The 19,252-nt window shown below is 33.3% G+C and carries 18 protein-coding genes; 14 read left to right on the top strand and 4 right to left on the bottom strand.

The window, feature by feature from the left end; genetic code table 11:
* The first annotated feature begins 33 nt into the window (after positions 1–33).
* Together P8I29_06775 and P8I29_06770 are read left to right on the top strand one after the other, a co-directional pair.
* Entirely contained in the window at positions 34–1,008 is a 975-nt protein-coding gene (locus P8I29_06775) for a D-alanine--D-alanine ligase (protein ID MDG1917495.1), read from the top strand.
* Positions 998–1,234 (top strand): hypothetical protein, encoded by a 237-nt coding sequence (locus P8I29_06770; GenBank protein ID MDG1917494.1) that lies wholly within the window; start codon positions 998–1,000, stop codon positions 1,232–1,234. Before P8I29_06775 ends, P8I29_06770 begins: the two co-directional genes overlap by 11 nt.
* On the opposite strand, the gene aroQ is transcribed toward P8I29_06770, so the two are convergent.
* Complete coding sequence (gene aroQ / locus P8I29_06765) at positions 1,227–1,646, bottom strand: type II 3-dehydroquinate dehydratase (GenBank protein ID MDG1917493.1); 420 nt, start codon at positions 1,644–1,646, stop codon at positions 1,227–1,229. The genes P8I29_06770 and aroQ overlap by 8 nt on opposite strands.
* 16 nt (positions 1,647–1,662) lie before the next feature.
* On the opposite strand from aroQ, the gene xerD reads away from it, so the two are divergent.
* Positions 1,663–2,562 carry a site-specific tyrosine recombinase XerD gene (xerD, locus tag P8I29_06760; GenBank protein ID MDG1917492.1) on the top strand — a complete coding sequence of 300 codons (900 nt, stop codon included), beginning with the start codon at positions 1,663–1,665 and terminating at the stop codon, positions 2,560–2,562.
* A 1-nt stretch (position 2,563) separates the two neighbouring features.
* Positions 2,564–3,736, top strand: coding sequence for an MFS transporter (locus tag P8I29_06755; GenBank protein MDG1917491.1), 1,173 nt, complete (start codon positions 2,564–2,566; stop codon positions 3,734–3,736).
* Here the strand turns inward: P8I29_06755 and P8I29_06750 are convergent.
* Entirely contained in the window at positions 3,722–5,167 is a 1,446-nt protein-coding gene (locus P8I29_06750) for a T9SS type A sorting domain-containing protein (GenBank protein MDG1917490.1), read from the bottom strand. The genes P8I29_06755 and P8I29_06750 overlap by 15 nt on opposite strands.
* A 130-nt stretch (positions 5,168–5,297) precedes the next feature.
* On the opposite strand from P8I29_06750, the gene P8I29_06745 reads away from it, so the two are divergent.
* The gene (locus P8I29_06745; GenBank protein MDG1917489.1) at positions 5,298–6,491 is read left to right on the top strand and encodes a pyridoxal phosphate-dependent aminotransferase; all 1,194 of its coding nucleotides are present in this window, start codon (positions 5,298–5,300) and stop codon (positions 6,489–6,491) included.
* Between the two features lie 4 nt (positions 6,492–6,495).
* Positions 6,496–7,464, top strand: a complete 969-nt coding sequence (locus tag P8I29_06740) for a bifunctional ADP-heptose synthase (protein MDG1917488.1) — start codon at positions 6,496–6,498, stop codon at positions 7,462–7,464.
* Here the strand turns inward: P8I29_06740 and P8I29_06735 are convergent.
* Positions 7,448–8,242, bottom strand: a complete 795-nt coding sequence (locus P8I29_06735; GenBank protein ID MDG1917487.1) for an ion transporter — start codon at positions 8,240–8,242, stop codon at positions 7,448–7,450. The two genes, P8I29_06740 and P8I29_06735, sit on opposite strands and share 17 nt — an antisense overlap.
* An 84-nt stretch (positions 8,243–8,326) precedes the next feature.
* Here P8I29_06735 and P8I29_06730 point away from each other — a divergent pair, with 84 nt between their 5' ends.
* From P8I29_06730 to P8I29_06715, 4 genes are read left to right on the top strand one after another with little or no spacing between them, the layout of a single operon-like run.
* On the top strand, positions 8,327–10,561 hold the full coding sequence (locus P8I29_06730) for a hypothetical protein (protein MDG1917486.1): 2,235 nt from the start codon (positions 8,327–8,329) through the stop codon (positions 10,559–10,561).
* 48 nt (positions 10,562–10,609) lie between these two features.
* The gene (ubiE, locus tag P8I29_06725; protein ID MDG1917485.1) at positions 10,610–11,338 is read left to right on the top strand and encodes a bifunctional demethylmenaquinone methyltransferase/2-methoxy-6-polyprenyl-1,4-benzoquinol methylase UbiE; all 729 of its coding nucleotides are present in this window, start codon (positions 10,610–10,612) and stop codon (positions 11,336–11,338) included.
* Positions 11,339–11,364: 26 nt separating this feature from the next.
* Positions 11,365–12,060 carry a porin family protein gene (locus P8I29_06720; protein ID MDG1917484.1) on the top strand — a complete coding sequence of 232 codons (696 nt, stop codon included), beginning with the start codon at positions 11,365–11,367 and terminating at the stop codon, positions 12,058–12,060.
* A gap of 11 nt (positions 12,061–12,071) precedes the next feature.
* Entirely contained in the window at positions 12,072–13,610 is a 1,539-nt protein-coding gene (locus P8I29_06715) for an FAD-binding protein (GenBank protein MDG1917483.1), read from the top strand.
* Positions 13,611–13,935: 325 nt separating this feature from the next.
* Here P8I29_06715 and P8I29_06710 read toward each other — a convergent pair whose 3' ends face one another.
* Entirely contained in the window at positions 13,936–14,640 is a 705-nt protein-coding gene (locus tag P8I29_06710) for an RNA methyltransferase (protein MDG1917482.1), read from the bottom strand.
* A gap of 98 nt (positions 14,641–14,738) precedes the next feature.
* On the opposite strand from P8I29_06710, the gene fbaA reads away from it, so the two are divergent.
* The 4 genes from fbaA (at position 14,739) to P8I29_06690 (ending at position 19,215) form a co-directional block, all read left to right on the top strand.
* Positions 14,739–15,809 carry a class II fructose-bisphosphate aldolase gene (gene fbaA, locus P8I29_06705; GenBank protein MDG1917481.1) on the top strand — a complete coding sequence of 357 codons (1,071 nt, stop codon included), beginning with the start codon at positions 14,739–14,741 and terminating at the stop codon, positions 15,807–15,809.
* A 5-nt stretch (positions 15,810–15,814) separates the two neighbouring features.
* Positions 15,815–16,660: an acetyl-CoA carboxylase, carboxyltransferase subunit beta gene (gene accD, locus P8I29_06700; GenBank protein ID MDG1917480.1), complete on the top strand. Its 846-nt coding sequence runs from the start codon at positions 15,815–15,817 to the stop codon at positions 16,658–16,660.
* A gap of 83 nt (positions 16,661–16,743) precedes the next feature.
* Positions 16,744–17,013: a 30S ribosomal protein S15 gene (rpsO, locus tag P8I29_06695; GenBank protein MDG1917479.1), complete on the top strand. Its 270-nt coding sequence runs from the start codon at positions 16,744–16,746 to the stop codon at positions 17,011–17,013.
* Between the two features lie 90 nt (positions 17,014–17,103).
* On the top strand, positions 17,104–19,215 hold the full coding sequence (locus P8I29_06690; GenBank protein ID MDG1917478.1) for a polyribonucleotide nucleotidyltransferase: 2,112 nt from the start codon (positions 17,104–17,106) through the stop codon (positions 19,213–19,215).
* The last annotated feature ends 37 nt before the right edge of the window (positions 19,216–19,252 follow it).

The raw sequence follows: 19,252 nt of genomic DNA, 5'->3' as shown, positions 1-19,252 counted from the left end.
GGTGTTTATATGTATTTAGTTTATTTTTGAATTATGAAGAATATTGCAGTTGTGATGGGAGGCTTTTCTGCTGAAAAGGTTGTTTCACTAAAAAGTGGAATGGTAGCTATGAAATTCCTAGATAAGAACAGATACAATACCTATTCTGTAATTATTGACAATGAAGGTTGGAGATTAGAAAACAATGGAAAATCATACCCTATCGATAAATCTGACTTTAGTGTAAATATTGACGGTCAAAAAATAAAATTTGATGGTGTTTTTATGGCTATTCATGGTGCGCCAGGAGAAAATGGTGTTTTGCAACATTACCTTGATAATTTAAATATTCCTTATACCTGCTCAGGTGTAAAGGCATCGGAATTGAGTTTTGATAAAGGCGCCTGTAACGATTTTCTTAGAAGCTGTGGAATTCTATGTGCCGAATCTATAAAACTAGAAAAAGGAGAGCAAATCAATTGTTCAGATATTATTAAAAAGCTAGGTCTTCCATGTTTTGTTAAGCCTAATGGAAACGGAAGTAGTTTTGGAATTAGTAAAGTAAAATCTGAAGATGAACTCATACCAGCTATAGAAAAAGCTTTCGAACAAGATAATTATATACTTATTGAATCCTTACTTATAGGAACTGAGGTCACTTGTGGTGTACACAACCTAAACCAAAAAATAGATACATTTCCTATCACAGAGATTGTTAGTGAGAACGAATTCTTCGATTATGAAGCTAAATACGAAGGAAAATCAAATGAAATTACCCCCGCTCGTATAAGCCAACAGCTAGCTCAAAAAGTTTCAGAAAAAACAATTGAAATTTATCAATTGCTTGAATTGGATGGAATAGCTAGAATAGACTACATCATTATGAATGATGAACCTTATATGATAGAAGCGAATACCGTTCCAGGACTTTCTGAAGAAAGTATTATTCCACAACAGGCTAAGTGTAAAGGCATAACACTATCGGAATTATTTAATCAATCTGTAAAGCATATGTTTAATGGAAAATAAGATTCGTTTGGTTTGGGATTTTAGAGGGGAAGATGCTTTAAAAACAGCCGAGCACCAGCTAATTCACCTTGTTGAATTTATGAAAAAAGAGAATATCCCTTTTTTAGAACATAAAACTGAAAAAATTAATGACCTACATAGCATTTGCTCCATTTGTATATACGAAAGTAATTTAGATTTTGTTAAAAATAAACTAAGACCTCACAGAGGTTTTCTTGCTAAATAGAAGTTAAGCTTTCTATTGCCAAGCGATAGCTATCCAAACCAAAACCACATATACTACCCTTACAATATGGAGCAATAAGTGATTTTTTTCGAAACTCTTCTCTAGAATAAATATTAGAAATATGTACCTCAATAACAGGAGACTGTACAGAAGAAATAGCATCAGCAATAGCTACTGAAGTGTGGGTATAACCTCCTGCATTTAAAATAATAGCGTCTGCCTCAAAGCCATTTTCATGAAGAAAATTGATAATCTCCCCTTCTACATTGCTCTGGTAGTAGCTAAAATTAATAGAAGAGAATTTAGCGCAAAGTTCTTTATAATACGCATCAAAAGACTTTTCTCCATAAATACTCTTTTCTCTTAAACCTAATAAGTTTAAATTTGGACCATTAATGATGATAACTTTCATAGTACAAAAGTAATCAATGAGTTGGAAAAATAATATAAATGGCTTTCGTTCTTATTTAATGCTTGAGCGTTCTCTGTCTGAAAACTCTGTTGAATCCTACATTAGAGATGTCAACAAACTTGTAGATTACCTAGAAATGAATGAAACTAAACTTAGTGTAAAAAAGATAAGCACTAAGGATTTAACCTCATTTATTAGATGGATTGCAGAAATTGGAATGAGTGCTAGTACACAAGCTAGAATATTATCTGGCGTTAAGGCTTTTTTCAAATACTTAATTCTTGAGGATATTATAAAAAACGATCCTAGTCATCTTATTGAAGGTCCAAAAAAAGGTTTAAAACTTCCCGATACTTTGAGCACAGAAGAAATTGATACGATTGTTAATGCAATTGACTTGAGTCATCCACAAGGGCAGCGCAATAAAGCAATTATAGAAACTCTTTATGGTTGCGGATTAAGAGTCTCTGAATTAATCAACTTAAAGCTTTCTAATTGGTACAAAAATGATGGGTTTATAAAAGTCACTGGTAAAGGAGATAAAGAGCGTTTAATACCAATGGGCAAGGTTACAGCTAACGTTTTGACTATTTATATTAATGAAATCCGCTGTCATCAATCTATAGAAATAGGTCATGAAGACTTTATTTTTCTTAGTAAAAGAGGTAAACATTTAAGTCGAGTATCTATTTTCAATATTGTGAAAGAATTAGCTGTTAAAGCGCAGATTAAAAAAAATATTAGCCCTCATACATTTAGACATAGTTTTGCTACTGAATTAATAGAAAGAGGCGCTAATCTTAGAGCAGTACAAGAAATGCTAGGACACGAATCCATCACAACTACTCAACTATACACCCATATCAATAGAGCATTTTTAAGAGAGTCTATCATATCACATCACCCTAGGTCCTAAGATGAGTGTATATTCTAACATCTGGAAACTATATGTCATTAAAGGACTGAAATGGTTTATGGTGGCAATGCCTATAGTGGTTCTTTTCTTTCAAGAAAACGGATTAAGCTTACAGCAAGTCATGATACTTCAAGGAATCTATTCTTTTATGGTCGCCGCAATGGAAATACCATCTGGATATTTAGCCGATGTTTTTGGAAGAAAACATACCATGATACTTGGAACTATATTCTGTTTTTTAGGTTTTTTAGTGATTAGTCTTTCTTTCAACTTCTGGTATTTTTTTATTGGTGAAATCATTTTGGGTATAGGTTCAAGTTTTATTTCAGGTGCTGACTCTGCTCTTATGTACGACTCTCTTGCCGAAAGTAAAAAGGAAGAAGAATACACCAAAGTAGAAGGAGTAGCCTATGGAATAGGCAACTTTTCTGAGGCAATAGCAGGAATTTGCGGTGGCCTATTAGCCGAAATATCTTTGCGTTTGCCTTGGCATGTGCAAGTCGTCGTAGCGGCTCTTATTATTCCATTTACTTTTATGCTAGTTGAGCCTAAAGTGCATAAGGAAAATAGATTACCCAAAAAATTTAAAGCTATTTGGCAAGTTGTTAAATTTTCACTTGTTGAAAATAAGGTCTTGAAATGGTTGATTATACTTTCTTCAGCAGTTGGATTTGCTACATTATCATTAGCATGGTTTGCACAGCCTTATTTCAAAAGTATTAATATGCCTTTAAAATACTTTGGCTTTGCTTGGGCGTTTTTAAACCTTATTACTGGCTTTTCATCTATTAATGCTTATAGATTACAAAAATTCTTTTCCAAGAATAGTTTCTTAATACTCATTAGTTTGGGTATTAGCATCCCCATATTTTTACTTTCTAAATCAACAGCTATTATGGGCTTAGTAATGATAGGTATTGTTTATTTATTTAGGGGGGTTGCAACTCCTGTTATGCGCACCTACATCAATGATATTACCCCCTCAAACATGCGAGCAACAGTATTATCTATAAGAAGCTTTTGCATTCGAGCAACATTTGCTGTTATTGCACCATTAATGGGGTGGATAGCTGACGTATACACTTTAAGCCAGAGCTTTTTATTACTAAGTATAATTGTTGGAATATGTGGAGTTCTTGCTTCTCTAAAGCTAAAACAACTATCTAACAATTAATTTTTCAACACTTCTTTTTACTCCATTTTGAATTTCAACAAAATATATTCCTGAAGAAAGGTATTTAATATCTAACTGTTGAGATGATGTTTCTAAAGAAGATATCAATTGACCATTTATATCACTTATTTTAATAGTCTTTAATCCCTCAAACGCTAAATCCACATAAGAGGTTGCAGGATTAGGATATAGTGCATGTGTCTTTTCGTAAGAATGGATAGAAATAATTTCACAATCGATATCAAAATCAAATTGATCAAAAGTATTGTTATTTAATTCAGAAAATATAGAAACATCAAACTGTAATAAAGATGGACTAGGGTTAATAAAAACCCCTGTTAAAGTAATGTTTAAACTGTTTCCTACGGTATAAGAATTATTGTCAGCTGGAGAAACAATAAATAATTCTATACCACCATCATCAAGATTAATTATCGTGAATGAAAATTGAACATTGTCATCCTCAACCAAGTCAATTTCTACGGTGTTTTCATCTATCAATATATCACCTACCACTAAAGAGTATTCATTATTGATAAAATCATTGATACCAGTAACAGCAGTTGCAAAACCAACATTTTGACCAATTTCTAGGTTTTCTAAATCTAAACTACCTTGATTTGAATTAACTGTAGTTGACTGAATATCTGGTTGGTTTAGCCCTTGTTCAATCTCAAAATTAATATCTGTTAAATCCTCACAAAGCAAGGACGATAAATCAATACTAATTTCGGGTTCAAATTCTTGAGGAACAAAGATACCAATGTAAAACGTATCGCTTACAGACCAATCTGAATAATAACTCTGATTTTGTGAGCAAAAAGCTTTAATTTTCCACTCGTAATAATTTTCATGCTCAAGGTCGCCACCAATTGTTCTTGAATTGGCAGTACTATCCAAATTAGAAATATAATTCCAAGATGTATCATCTATTGATTTGTAACCAACCATAAAATGATCGACTCCCATACCCAGCATAGAATCCCAGTGGCCATCGGCAAAACCAGTAACTTCAGTAACAATAACATTATCAGAGTAAATATTGGACGACATTGGACATTCTACGTATTCCAAAGTCGTAAAAGTATCTACAACAGACCATTCACTTGGGTCTTGATAGTTTTCTGAACAATAAGCAGCAACTCTCCATACATAAGTTGTGTTATATTCTAATAAACCAATAATTTTACTTGTTGAAGTACTATCTAAGTTGGCTAAATTGTTCCATTCTAAAGAATCAATTTGTTTATAATTGACAAGAAAGTGCTGAACTCCAGTACCTAACAAGGAATCCCAATGACCTACAACAGAGGCCGAAGAAGAATTAAAGTTGTAATTATCCGTGTATAAGCCCGTTGGTTGTGGACAATTTTGAGAAAACGTTTGTAGTGTATAAAATAAAAATACTATAAATAAAAGATGGACTCGCATGATTAAGTGTTTAATAAATATCTATTACAAAGTTAATTATAAAATAACAAAAAGAAATCATTTTAAGAAAAGATGATTTACATCTGTAAATTAGTATTTTTGTATTTAATCTTTTTTTTATATCACTATAATGCAACAAGTATCAAATCGTTTAAAGCAATTATCAGAATCTGCAACACTTGCCATGGCTAGGATGAGTCGTGAGTTAAAAGCACAAGGACATAATGTTATTGCTCTAAGTCTTGGAGAACCCGACTTTGACACCCCAGAATTTATTAAGGAATCAGCCAAACAAGCCATCGATAATAATTACTCGCACTACACTCCTGTCCCTGGTTTAGCTGAGCTAAGAGAAGCCATTTGCAAAAAGTTAAAACGAGACAATCAATTGGAGTTTAATGTTGAACAAATTGTTGTATCTACAGGTGCAAAACAATCCATAGCCAATGTATGCTTGAGTTTGCTAAACTCTGGAGATGAAGTCATATTACCTGCTCCATATTGGGTAAGCTATTTTGAACTAGTTAAATTAGGTGAGGCAACACCAGTAGTGATTAAAAGTAGTATTGAAAATGACTTCAAAATGAGTCCACAAGACTTAGAAAAAGCTATTACACCAAATACAAAAATGATAATTTTTAGTTCTCCATGTAATCCAAGTGGAACGGTATACAGCCAAAAAGAACTAGAAGAATTAGCAAAAGTTTTAGAAAAGCACCCTCAAATATATGTGATTAGTGATGAAATATACGAACTCATCAATTTTGGAGTTGAACATTACAGTATGGCCAGAATAGATTCAATAAAAGATAGGGTTATTACCGTAAATGGTGTTTCTAAAGGTTTTGCAATGACTGGTTGGAGAGTGGGTTACATAGCAGCACCACAATGGATTGCTAGTGCCTGTAACAAAATACAGGGTCAAGTCACCTCTGCTACTTGTGCTATTGCTCAAAAAGCCACAGAAACAGCAATGTTAGCTTCTCCATCTGAAGTTGAACACATGAGGATAGCATTTCACAAAAGAAGAGATTTAATGTTGAAAATGTTATCTGAAATACCTGGAATTAAAACAAATACTCCTGATGGTGCGTTTTATATTTTTCCCGATGTATCACACTATTTTGGCAAGGTTGATGGCGAAAAAGTAATAGCGAACTCTGGCGATTTCTGCATGTATCTTCTAAACGATGCTCACGTAGCCTTAGTTGCTGGAGAAGCTTTTGGCTCTCCAAATTGTGTTAGAATATCGTATGCTGCCTCTGAAGAAAATCTTATCGAAGCAGTGGAGAGGATCAGAAAATCATTATCAAAACTGAAATAAATTAGTGAAAATAAATTGGCATAACATATTTAACGATTTTGCAAAAATCAAAGTCCTTATTATTGGTGATGCCATGATTGATTCTTACATGTGGGGGAGTATAAATAGACAATCTCCAGAAGCTCCAATACCTATTGTTGATGTTGAAAAACATGAAAAAAGACTTGGTGGTGCTGCTAATGTAGCATCCAATATTAAAGCTTTAGGTGGGACACCCATTTTATGCTCAGTAATAGGAAATGATGACAAAGGCTTTTTCGATTTAATGAAAGCCGAGAAACTGTCAACCGAAGGTATTTTACAAGAAGATAGAAAAACTACCCTTAAGACAAGAATAATAAGTGAAAACAAACACCAACTAAGAGTTGACGAAGAAGACACCTTTTCAATCTCTAATGAATCTGATTTCATTCAACATACAAAACATTTAATGAAAGATGTTCAAATCGTTATTTTTCAAGATTACAACAAAGGAGTTCTTTCTAAAAACATTATTAGTGAATTAATATCATCAGCCAAAAAATTAAACATACCTGTTCTAGTAGATCCTAAGAAAGATAATTATTGGGAATACAAAGGAGTTGATTTATTTAAACCAAATTCTAAGGAGTTAACAGAGAGTAACTCTAGTGACAATGATTCCTTAAGTTTAGACTCCTTAGCACATATTGTTTCATATCAAAGAAAACAGCTCGACGCTAAAGCATTCCTTCTTACCCTATCAGAAAAAGGGGTATATATTCAAACTGAAAATGAGAGTACCCACTACCCCGCTTTTAAAAGAAATATAGTTGACGTATCAGGTGCTGGTGATGCTGTTATTGCTACTGCCGCTTTAGCTTTGGCTAAGAATATTAATTTCAATGCGATAGCTCAACTGGCTAACCTTGCTGGTGGATTATCGTGTGAAAGTGTTGGAGTCAATCCATTGGATAAAGACATGCTTCTAAAAGAAGCTAGTCGTTTAATATAGCACCACAGAATTTACAGCATACAGCATCTGCTTCGTGACCTTCTTTTGAACATTCTCTACAAGACTGAGTCGAAACCTTCGATGACTTGGTCATAGCAGCTGTAACAATCCCCGTTGGTACAGCAATAATTCCATAACCTAATATCATAATTATTGAGGCTAAGAACTTACCCAAAGAAGTTACTGGAACCACATCACCATAACCCACAGTCGTTAAAGTTACAACAGACCAATAAATTGATTTGGGAATATTCTCAAAACCATTTTTTTGTCCTTCAACAATATACATCAGAGTTCCTAGAATGATAACTATTAAAGAAACCGAAAGTAAAAAGACAATTATCTTAGGTCTTGAAGATTTAAGTGCAATTTGCATAATTATAGCACCTCTCAAATATCTCGACAATTTAAATACTCTAAAAATCCGAATTAGTCTAATAGCACGGATATCTACTAAAACGTGAATGGGTGGGTATAAAAACACCAAATAAGTAGGTATAATTGACAAAAAATCAATAATACCCATAAATGAAAAGATATATTTAAACGGTTTTTTAATTGAATAAATTCGGAGTATGTATTCTATTGTAAATAATATGGTGAAAAACCACTCTGTTAATCTTAAAAGATTGCCATATTCTTTTTCTATAGCTTCTACGCTACTTAAAATAACGCCTAAAACAGAAATTAGGATAGCTATAAGTAACATAACATCAAAAAGCTTACCTTTCTTAGTATCCGCTTCAAAAATAATTTCGTGCAGTCTATCCTTTGTCATTATGGAGGCGAATTTAATACTATTTTGTATAAAAGATTTGATTTTTAATTTTTATACATTTGAAAAAATATTTTCTATTTATTTATGCCTAGAAGATTAAAAGAAAGTCTTGGTCAATTTGGAACGACCCCTGTATTTATGGCTTCTATCAGCACTATTTTAGGTGCCATTCTATTTTTACGTTTCGGATATGCCGTTGGTAATGTAGGCTTCTTTGGAGCAATAGCAATTATTATACTAGGTCATGCGGTTACAATTCCTACTGCTTTGGCGGTTGCTGAAATTGCAACCAATAGAAAGGTGGAGGGTGGCGGTGACTATTACGTAATTTCTAGATCATTTGGATTAAATATTGGTGCTGCCATTGGTATTGCATTATTTTTATCACAAGCCATTAGTGTTTCCTTTTATATCATTGCCTTTGCTGAGTCATTTATTCCTTTTGGACAATACATTAACGAAACCTATAACCTTGGGAGTTTTTCTCATTATCTAGAAGATAGAAAAGCCATCGGCTTAGTGTCAATGAGCTTATTATCAATTCTTATACTATCAAAAGGTGCCGATTTAGGAGTTAAAGCCCTATACGTTGTAGCATCAATCATATTTGTTTCTTTGATTTTATTCTTCTTTGGAGAAAGTCAAATAAGTTGGGATAATGTAGACTTCTTTTCGAAGGTAGAAAATGCCGATAATTTCTTTTATGTATTTACCATTATTTTCCCTGCCTTTACAGGGATTTCTGCTGGTTTAGGCTTATCTGGCGACTTAAAAGAACCTAGAGTTTCTATCCCAAGAGGGACCATAATTGCTACTATCTTAGGGGCTATAATATATGTTTTAGTAGCATTCAAACTAACAGTTTCTACCGATTTAGAGAACCTTGCTAACAATCAACTTGTAATGAGTGATATTGCACTTTGGAGACCAATTATTCCTATTGGATTGGCTTGCGCAGCTATTTCTTCTGCTTTAGGCTCGATCATTGTGGCTCCACGTACATTACAAGCTCTTGGAAAAGATAAGATATTCCCATCTTTAAAACTTGACTATTGGTTAGCCAAGGGAAAGAAAAAAAATAACGAACCGCTCAATGGTACATTAGTAACCTGTGTTATTGCATTTTTCTTTATTTACATTGGTGATATTAATTTTGTCGCTCGAATTATTTCCATGTTTTTTATGGTAACCTATGGAGCAATTTGCTTAATCTCTTTTTTAGAACATTTTTCTGGAGATCCGTCATACCGACCAGTATTTAAATCAAGATGGTATATATCTCTGCTTGGAGCAACATTATCTATTTGGTTAATGTTCAAAATGGATACCTTATTTGCTTTTCTTTCTATTATCATCATGATTTCTTTCTATTATTTCATTAGTAAAAAATCATCTGACAAAAGAGAGTTTGTTAATCTTTTCAAAGATGTTTTAGAACAACTTGGAAGACAAATTCAAATATTTTTACAACGTAAAAATGAAAGCTCAATTTCAAATGTACATTGGCGACCATTCGTTGTAAGTATTAGTGATGCCTCCTTAAAGCGAAATGGTGCTTTTGATATTACAAGATGGATAGCACACAAATATGGTTTCGGAACATACATACATTTTATTAAAGGATATCTAAGTAAACAAACGTTTGAAGAGTCAAAAGAAATTAAACATAAACTTATTGAAAATAAAAAAACGAATGTATATGTAGATACTTTAATTTCACCTTCTTATACATCTGCCCTAGCACAAGTCGTACAACTTTCTAGTATTACAGGAACTGAAAATAATCTTATTCTTCTAGAATATTGCGAGTCAAACAAAGAATCATTTGAAGATGTAATTAGCAATTTTAACCTACTACATACCACAGGCTATGACGTTGCCATAATGCGCTCCAATGACAATAAGGTTGATAAAAAAGAAGAAATCCACATTTGGATATCGTCAAGAGATTATGAAAACTCAAATATGATGATCTTATTAGGATATATTATCTTAGGGCACCCAGATTGGAAAAACGCACAAATCAAGGTGTTTTCTATTTATCCTAAAGATAAATTTGAAGAATATAAAAATCAAATGTTTGACTACATTGAATCTGGTCGTCTTCCTATTTCACCTAGGAATATGAAAATGTTACTACACGATGAAGACATCAGTATTAAAGAGATTATAAACCAACGCTCATCAAAATCAGATTTAACAATAATAGGATTTAGAGGTGAATTAGTGAAGAAACAAAAACTTGACATTTTCGAAGGATATGACAATTTAGGAAATATACTATTCGTTAATAGCATTAATAAAAAAGATATTGAATAGTAGAATAACTATTTGGCTATCTTTGTACCCTAACACACTATTTAAGTTTTGGGAACAAAAATCACTCCTTATAATAAAGATAAATCTTCCAAAAAAGAACAAGTAGCAAAAATGTTTGACGCTATTGCTGGTAGATATGACTTTCTCAACCACTTTTTATCTTTAGGCATTGATATATTATGGCGAAAGAGAGCAGTGAAAGAAATCGCTAAAGTAAATCCAAAAACAATATTAGATATTGCAACAGGCACAGGTGATTTAGCTGTTGAAGCAAACTCCCTAAAACCAAACAAAATTGTTGGTATAGATATCTCTAATAATATGCTAGAGGTAGGACGTTCAAAAATGAAGAAAAAAGGTATTGACAATATTATCGACATGATATATGGCGATTCAGAAAATCTTCAATTTGATGATAATTCATTTGATGCGGTAACTGCAGGTTTTGGTGTTCGAAACTTTGAAAACCTGGACAAAGGACTTAGTGAAATGTGTAGAGTTATGAAAACAGGTGGTAAATTAGCCATTTTGGAACCCGCTGAACCAAACACATTTCCATTCAAACAATTATATGGACTTTATTTTAAAGGGATACTTCCACTTTTAGGAAAGTTATTTTCAAAAGACAATTCAGCATATACTTATCTCCCCGAATCTGTAGCAGCCTTTCCAAGTAGAGGTGATTTTATCAAAAAACTTGAAAAAGCTGGCTTTAAAAAGGCTGAATTTAAGCCATTAACATTTGGCGTCGCAGCTTTATATACTGCAACGAAATAATTCTATTTTTTTTACGATATTGCAGTATGAAAAAAATTTACAAATTAACTGTCTTGATACTTTTGAGCCAAAGCCTATTTGCTCAACGCTACAATGTCCCTCTAAACCTACCTAACTATGATAATAAACCATTACATTTTGGTTTTTTGATAGGTATAAATACTCTTGATTTTAAAATAACACCAGTTTCAAATGTAGAAGACGAACTTTTTGTACTCCAATCCCAAAATCAAAAAGGTTTTAATCTAGGAGTAGTATCCAATATGCGATTAGGAAATAACCTAGACTTAAGGTTTATCCCTACCCTTTCATTAGCTGAAAGAAGAATATTCTACACTCTAAATGACAACACTGTACTAACTGATGAAAATAAAAAAATTGAATCCACTTTTATTGAATTTCCTATAAGTTTAAAGTACAAATCATCACGCTATAATAATGGTAGAGCCTATATTCTCACCGGCTTAAAATATTCATTGGACTTAGCTTCGCAAAGAAATATTGACGACGAAGGTTTAGAAATTGTAAAAATTAAAAAAGATGATTTTTTATATGAAATTGGATTAGGCTTGGATTTTTACCTGCCCTATTTCAAATTTTCTCCTGAACTAAAAGCCAATTTTGGATTAACAAACTTAGTAGTAAACGATGGTAGCATATACAGCCGATCCATAAAAGGAATGAAAACTAGAGGCTTTACAATATCATTTACATTTGAATAAAATATAACGAGATGTCCAAAATACTTTCCTTAACACTTAGTCCAGAAGACGCTGCATTTGATGAATCCATTAATAAGCATATCAATAAGGAATTAAATTCTAATGAAATTGAATTGTCCAATTGGAAAATCTTAAAAAAATCTATTGATGCTAGAAAAAGAGATGTAAAAATCCAGCTTAGAATAGAAATCCATGAAAAGGAAAAAAAAGAAAACCTTAAAATTGAAAAAAACTACAAAGACGTATCAAATTCTGAAGAAGTAATCATTATAGGTTCAGGACCCGCAGGTCTGTTTGCAGCTTTGACACTCTTAGAAAAAGGTAAAAAACCCATCATTTTTGAAAGAGGTAAAGATGTTAGAAGTAGAAGGCGCGATATTGCTGCAATTAATAAGAACCATATTGTAAACCCAGAATCTAACTATTGTTTTGGAGAAGGTGGGGCCGGCACTTACTCAGATGGAAAATTATATACTCGATCCAAAAAGAGAGGATCAATCATTGATATTTTAGAAACATTAGTTTATCATGGTGCCAAAGAAGATATTTTAATTGAAGCACAACCGCATATTGGCACCAATAAATTACCAAAGATTATTGCCAATATAAGAGAAACCATTTTGTCTCATGGTGGCGAAATACACTTCAACACCAAAGTTGTCGATTTTATTATAAAAGATAATACGATTCAAGGTGTAGTCCTACAAAATAAAGATAAAGTTTTAGCAAAAAACACCATTTTAGCTACTGGTCATTCGGCCAGAGATATATTTAATTTACTAGATAGAAAATCAATAGAAATTAAGTACAAGCCATTTGCTATGGGTATTAGGATAGAACACCCACAAGGTCTAATCGATCAAATACAATATTCATGTAAAGAAAGAGGGCCTTACCTCCCACCAGCATCTTATAAATTAGTCACACAAACAAATAATAGAGGCGTATATTCATTTTGCATGTGCCCCGGTGGTTTTATTGTACCTGCAGCAACAAATAGTGGTGAAATAGTAGTTAATGGTATGTCCCCCTCAAAAAGAGATTCTATTTTTTCTAACTCAGGTATTGTAGTAGAAGTAAAAGATGAAGACCTAAAACCTTTTGAAAAGCATGGAGAGCTAAAAGGGCTATACTATCAGATGTCATTAGAAGAAAGTATGTGTAAATTAACCCCTGACTTACAAGTTGCTCCAGCACAAAGAATGGTAGATTTTATAAATAATAAAACTTCCAACAAATTAAATAAAACATCTTATCAACCTGGTATTTTATCACAACCCTTACACCAAATATTACCGAATAGTATTTCGAGTTCGTTGTCAGAAAGTTTTAAAGTTTTTGGCAAAAAAATGAAAGGGTATTTAACAAACGAGGCAAACATAATAGCATTAGAAAGTCGAACATCATCACCTGTATCAATTCCTAGAGATAAAGATAGTCTGCAACATCTTAAAATCAACAACCTTTACCCTTGTGGTGAAGGCGCAGGATATGCTGGCGGAATTGTTTCTGCAGCAATTGATGGAAAAAAAGTAGCTGATAGAATTTGAAATATCAAAAAAATTCTATAAGTTTACATAATTGTAACTTTAACACTAAGTGGTAATTGTGGATTATGTAGTAATAATTGTATTTTTAATTTTTTCATATTTAATTACTCTTATAATATTAAGGCTTAGACTTTTCAAATCAAGACTAAAAAGCAAGTCATTCAGTAATTGTTGTCCGATTTGTAGTCAGCCTCTTGATAGACTAAGAAACTTACCGAAAGATAATTTGTGTAATACTTTAACCCTTAATATTTTCTTTTTCAAGAGATTTTTTTGCAAATCATGTAAATGGAAGGGATTACTGGCAAAATACTCCAGAAAAAATTTAAAGTGAAGAAAGAATTATTGCTGAGGCGATGGAAACATTCAACGACTCAGCTCTCGAAAATTTAGATTTAGGTATTGTAATTCTCTCGCCTTTCAATTCTAAGATATCCTCACCTACACCCTTTGACTCACTGCCTAAAACAATAATCTTTTTCTTTACCTTTTTTACATCTTTCAGAGAAGTGCCATTCAAAACAGTCACATACAATGTATAATCAGGATTATCGTTAAAAACACCCACTAAGTTGGTATAGTGTAGATTGACTCGAGCAAATGAACCCATTGTTGATTGAACTACTTTAGGGTTTAAATAATCTACGCAATCAGTAGAACATATGATATCCTTAACACCAAACCAATCTGCTAAACGTATGATTGTTCCCAAATTACCAGGATCTTTAACACCATCTAATGCTAAAACCGTATCACCACTTATGGGTTTAAGATTTGCCTTGACCTTTACAACAGCTAACACTTTATTAGGTGATTTTAATGATGAGATTCTGTTTAATTCGTTTTTTGATACAATGACCGCGTCACTTCCTAACCATTCTTTTGTGGCATAAATACTTTCAACCTCCCAATCAGAAGCAAGTATTTCATTAACCAACTTCTCTCCTTCTACAACAAATAAGCCGTGTTTTTGCCTATTCTTTTTAAGAGATAGGGAACGAATTAATTTAATTTGATTTTTAGTTAACATTCTCTGTTTAAAACTTTAAGCCGAAAGTAAAAAAATATCTTGATGAAACATTCAATAAAAAATAGTATTTAATACATTTGCCGGTATAACTTTAATAATTGAATAAAATGATAAAAGCTGGTGTAGCCACAGGAAACCAAGTACAAGAAATATTTAACCATGCCAAACAACACGCTTATGCATTGCCTGCAGTTAACGTTGTAAATACAAGTAGTGTAAATGCTGTTTTAGAAGCCGCTAGAGATAACAATTCTCCAGCTATGGTTCAATTTTCAGCAGGTGGAAGTCAATTTTTTGCCGGTAAAGGTCTTTCAAACGACAATTTCCAAGCAGCAATAGCTGGTGGTATTTCAGGAGCAATGCACACCCATCAGCTAGCAGAACTGTATGGTGCAACAATTATATTACACACCGACCATTGTGCTAAAAAACTTTTACCATGGATCGATGGACTACTTTCTGCTAGTGAAGATTTTTACAAAGTACATGGTAAGTCATTATATAGCTCACACATGATAGACCTTTCAGAAGAATCTTTAGAAGAAAATATTGATATCTGCAAACGCTATCTCGAAAGAATGAGTAAAATGGATATGACATTAGAGATAGAATTAGGTATTACAGGAGGTGAAGAAGATGGTGTTGATAATTCAGACGTCGATAGCTCAAAACTTTACACTCAACCCGAAGAAGTAGCATATGCCTACGAAGAATTGATGAAAGTAAGTGATAAATTTACTGTTGCAGCCGCTTTTGGTAATGTTCACGGAGTATATAAACCTGGAAATGTAGACTTACAACCTAAAATACTTAAAAACTCTCAGACGTATATTCAAGAAAAATTTGGCACCATTGAAAATCCAGTTAACTTTGTATTTCATGGCGGGTCAGGCTCTTCAGTAGAAGATATTAGAGAAGCGATAGGATATGGAGTAATAAAGATGAATCTAGATACCGATTTTCAATACGCTTTCACATCTGGAGTAAGAGATTATATGAATGACAAAAAGGACTACATTTCAAGTCAGATTGGAAATCCTGAAGGCAACGACATTCCTAACAAAAAGTATTACGACCCTAGAGTATGGCAAAGAAAAGGGGAAGAAGCTTTTAAAAGTCGTCTTAATCAAGCCTTTGCTGATTTAAATAACGTTAATACCTTGAAGTAAACAAAATGGGTTGGTTTAAAAGAATACAAGGAGGCATTACTACTTCCACAAACGATAAAAAAGAAACCCCTGAGGGATTGTGGTACAAATGTCCTAAATGTAAACAAATAGCGCCAACAGAAGAACATGAATCTGGACTAAGTGTCTGCGAAAAATGTGGCTACCATGAAAGAATTAATGCTGATGGCTACTTTTTTATTCTATTTGACGAAGGTAAATTCAAGGAGCTAGATGCTAAAATGGAATCTAAAGACCCCTTAAAGTTTGAGGATACCAAAAAATACAAGGATAGACTAGTTCAAACTAAAAAGAAGACCGGTTTAAAAGATGCTATCACTTCAGGATACGGAAAAATTGACGGTAAACCCATTGTTATTGCCTGTATGAATTTCAATTTCATTGGAGGGTCAATGGGTGCTGTTGTAGGTGAAAAAATTAGTAGAGCCATTCAAGAAGCTGTCAAACAAAAATGTGGTTTCATGATGATCTCTAAATCAGGTGGAGCAAGAATGATGGAAGCCGCATTTTCTCTTATGCAAATGGCAAAGACATCTGCAAACCTTTCATTACTCGCTCAAGCTAAATTACCCTATATCTCCCTACTAACAGACCCTACAACAGGTGGTGTAACAGCATCATTTGCTATGCTGGGCGATGTAAACATTGCAGAACCTGGAGCATTAATAGGCTTTGCTGGCCCTAGAGTAGTCAAAGAAACCATTGGTAAAAACCTACCAGAAGGTTTTCAAACCTCTGAATTTGTTCTGGAGCACGGATTTCTAGACTTCATTGTAGAACGTAAAAATCTAAAATCCAAAATATCATCATTACTAGATATGTACTTATCCTAGAAAACAAGAGTGAAATATCTTTTATTATTTAAAAGTTTTTCTATATTTGCAAACCATTTTTAGGATATAAAAAACAAAACAAAATGCATTTAACTGCTAAAGAAAAAGACGCCATTTTTAAAAAATACGGCGGTGACTCAAAAAATACAGGTTCAACTGAAGGTCAAATAGCTTTATTTACCAACAGAATATCATACCTTACAGGTCACTTAAAAAATAATAGAAAAGATAAAAATACTCAGCGTTCACTACAACTTCTTGTAGGTAAGAGAAGAGGTCTTCTTGATTACTTGATGAATAAAGACATCGAGAAATATAGAACGCTTATTAAAGATTTAGGAATAAGAAGATAAGGTATCTTCTAAGCGGACAATACGCAAAAGGCAATTTTTCAATTGCCTTTTTGTGTATAAATCCGTTAGTATGTTAATAGACAAAGAAAAATGAAAGAAATTGTAAAAAAAATTGAACAGAAAGATGGTAGAACCATTGAAATAAGAACTGGTAAATTAGCTAAACAAGCTCATGGATCAGTTGAATTAAGAATGGGTGATTCTGTTCTATTAGCAACAGTAGTATCTAATAAAGATGCTAAAGACGATGTTGACTTCCTGCCACTTACTGTAGATTACAGAGAAAAATTCGCTGCTGATGGACGTTTTCCAGGTGGTTTTTTAAAGCGTGAAGCAAGACCAACGGATCACGAAATTTTAATAATGAGATTAGTAGACAGAATACTGCGTCCATTATTCCCTAGCGACTACCATGCTGACACACAAATCATGTTATCCTTAGTATCGCACGATGAAAACGTATGTCCAGAAGCATTAGCAGGATTAGGTGCATCTGCTGCACTTGCAGTTTCTGATATTCCATTCAATGGTCCAATTTCTGAAGTAAGAGTTGGACGTGTTAATGGTGAATTAATAGCTAACCCTAGTCCAGCTCAATTAGAAGAATCTGATATTGATATGGTAATCGGTGCATCTGCTGATAGTGTAGCAATGGTGGAAGGTGAAATGGATGAAATTTCTGAAGCAGAAATGGTAGAAGCTATCAAATTTGCCCATGATGAAATAAAAAATCACTGTGCTGTTCAATTGGAATTAACAAAAGAAGTAGGTACAGAAACTAAAAGAGAGTACTCTCACGAAAATCACGATAAGGAATTAGAAGATAATGTTATGGCATTCTGTTATGACAAATTCTATTCTGTAGCAAAAAAAGCATCTGAAAAACACGCTAGAAGCAACGATTTCAAAGCCATTAAAGATGCTTTTAAAGAAACACTTTCAGCAGAAGAACTTGCTGAAAAAAGTTTCATGTTAGGAGCATATTTCAAAAAGGCTGAGAAAAAAGCCGTTAGAGATATGGTGCTAAACGAAAACGTACGTTTAGATGGTCGTAACCCTTCTGATATTCGTCCAATATGGTGTGAAGTAGATTATTTACCAAGACCACACGGTTCAGCCCTTTTTACAAGAGGTGAAACACAATCTATTACCACAGTAACATTAGGTACAAAGATGGATGAGAATAGAATTGATGGTGTAACTAAGGTAGGTTCCGAAAGATTCTATCTGCACTACAACTTCCCTCCATTTTCAACTGGTGAAGCAAGACCAATTAGAGGGGTAAGTAGAAGAGAGATTGGTCATGGTAACCTTGCACAAAGAGCATTGTCGAGAATGATTGACGAAGACAACCCTTACACTGTAAGAGTCGTTTCTGATATACTTGAATCAAACGGTTCATCATCTATGGCAACGGTATGTGCCGGAACAATGGCATTAATGGATGCAGGTGTTAAACTAAGAAAACCCGTTTCAGGTATTGCCATGGGGTTAATAACTGATGGAAACAAGTTTGCTGTATTATCAGATATCCTAGGAGATGAAGACTTCCTAGGCGACATGGACTTTAAAGTATGTGGTACTAAAGATGGTATTACTGCTTGTCAAATGGATATCAAAATAGAAGGATTATCGTATGAAATTCTTACTCAAGCACTAGAGCAATCCAATGCTGGTAGAATGCACATCTTAGGGAAGCTAACAGATACTATATCTGAAACTAGAGAGCAACTAAAACCACATGTGCCAAAAATTCATGTGATGTATATACCTAAAGATACAATTGGAGCAGTAATTGGACCAGGTGGAAAGATAATCCAACAACTTCAAGCTGATACGGATACTACAATTACAATTGAAGAAATTGATAATCAAGGTAAAGTAGAAATTTTAGGAACAGGTCAAGAATTACTTGACAATGCTATTTCTGAAATAAAAGCGTTAACATTCACTCCTGAAGTAGGTGATGTCTTTACTGGAACAGTACGATCAATAATGCCATACGGTGCATTTGTAAATATTGGTAAGGGAACAGACGGACTATTACATATTTCAGAAATCAATTGGGAAAGAGTCGAAAATGTTGAAGATGTTTTGAAAGAAGGTGATAAAGTAGAAGTTAAATTAACTGAAATTGATGCTAAATCTGGAAAACTCAGATTATCAAGAAAAGTACTTTTACCAAAACCTGAAAAAAAATAATCAACAGTTGTAACCTTTGATTGTTTCTAGCGTATAA

The sequence above is a fragment of the Flavobacteriales bacterium genome, from assembly GCA_029248105.1.
Lineage (GTDB): Bacteria > Bacteroidota > Bacteroidia > Flavobacteriales > UBA7312 > UBA8444.
The sequence above is the reverse complement of the archived record's forward strand: the minus strand, read 5'-3'. Positions and strand labels throughout refer to the sequence as shown.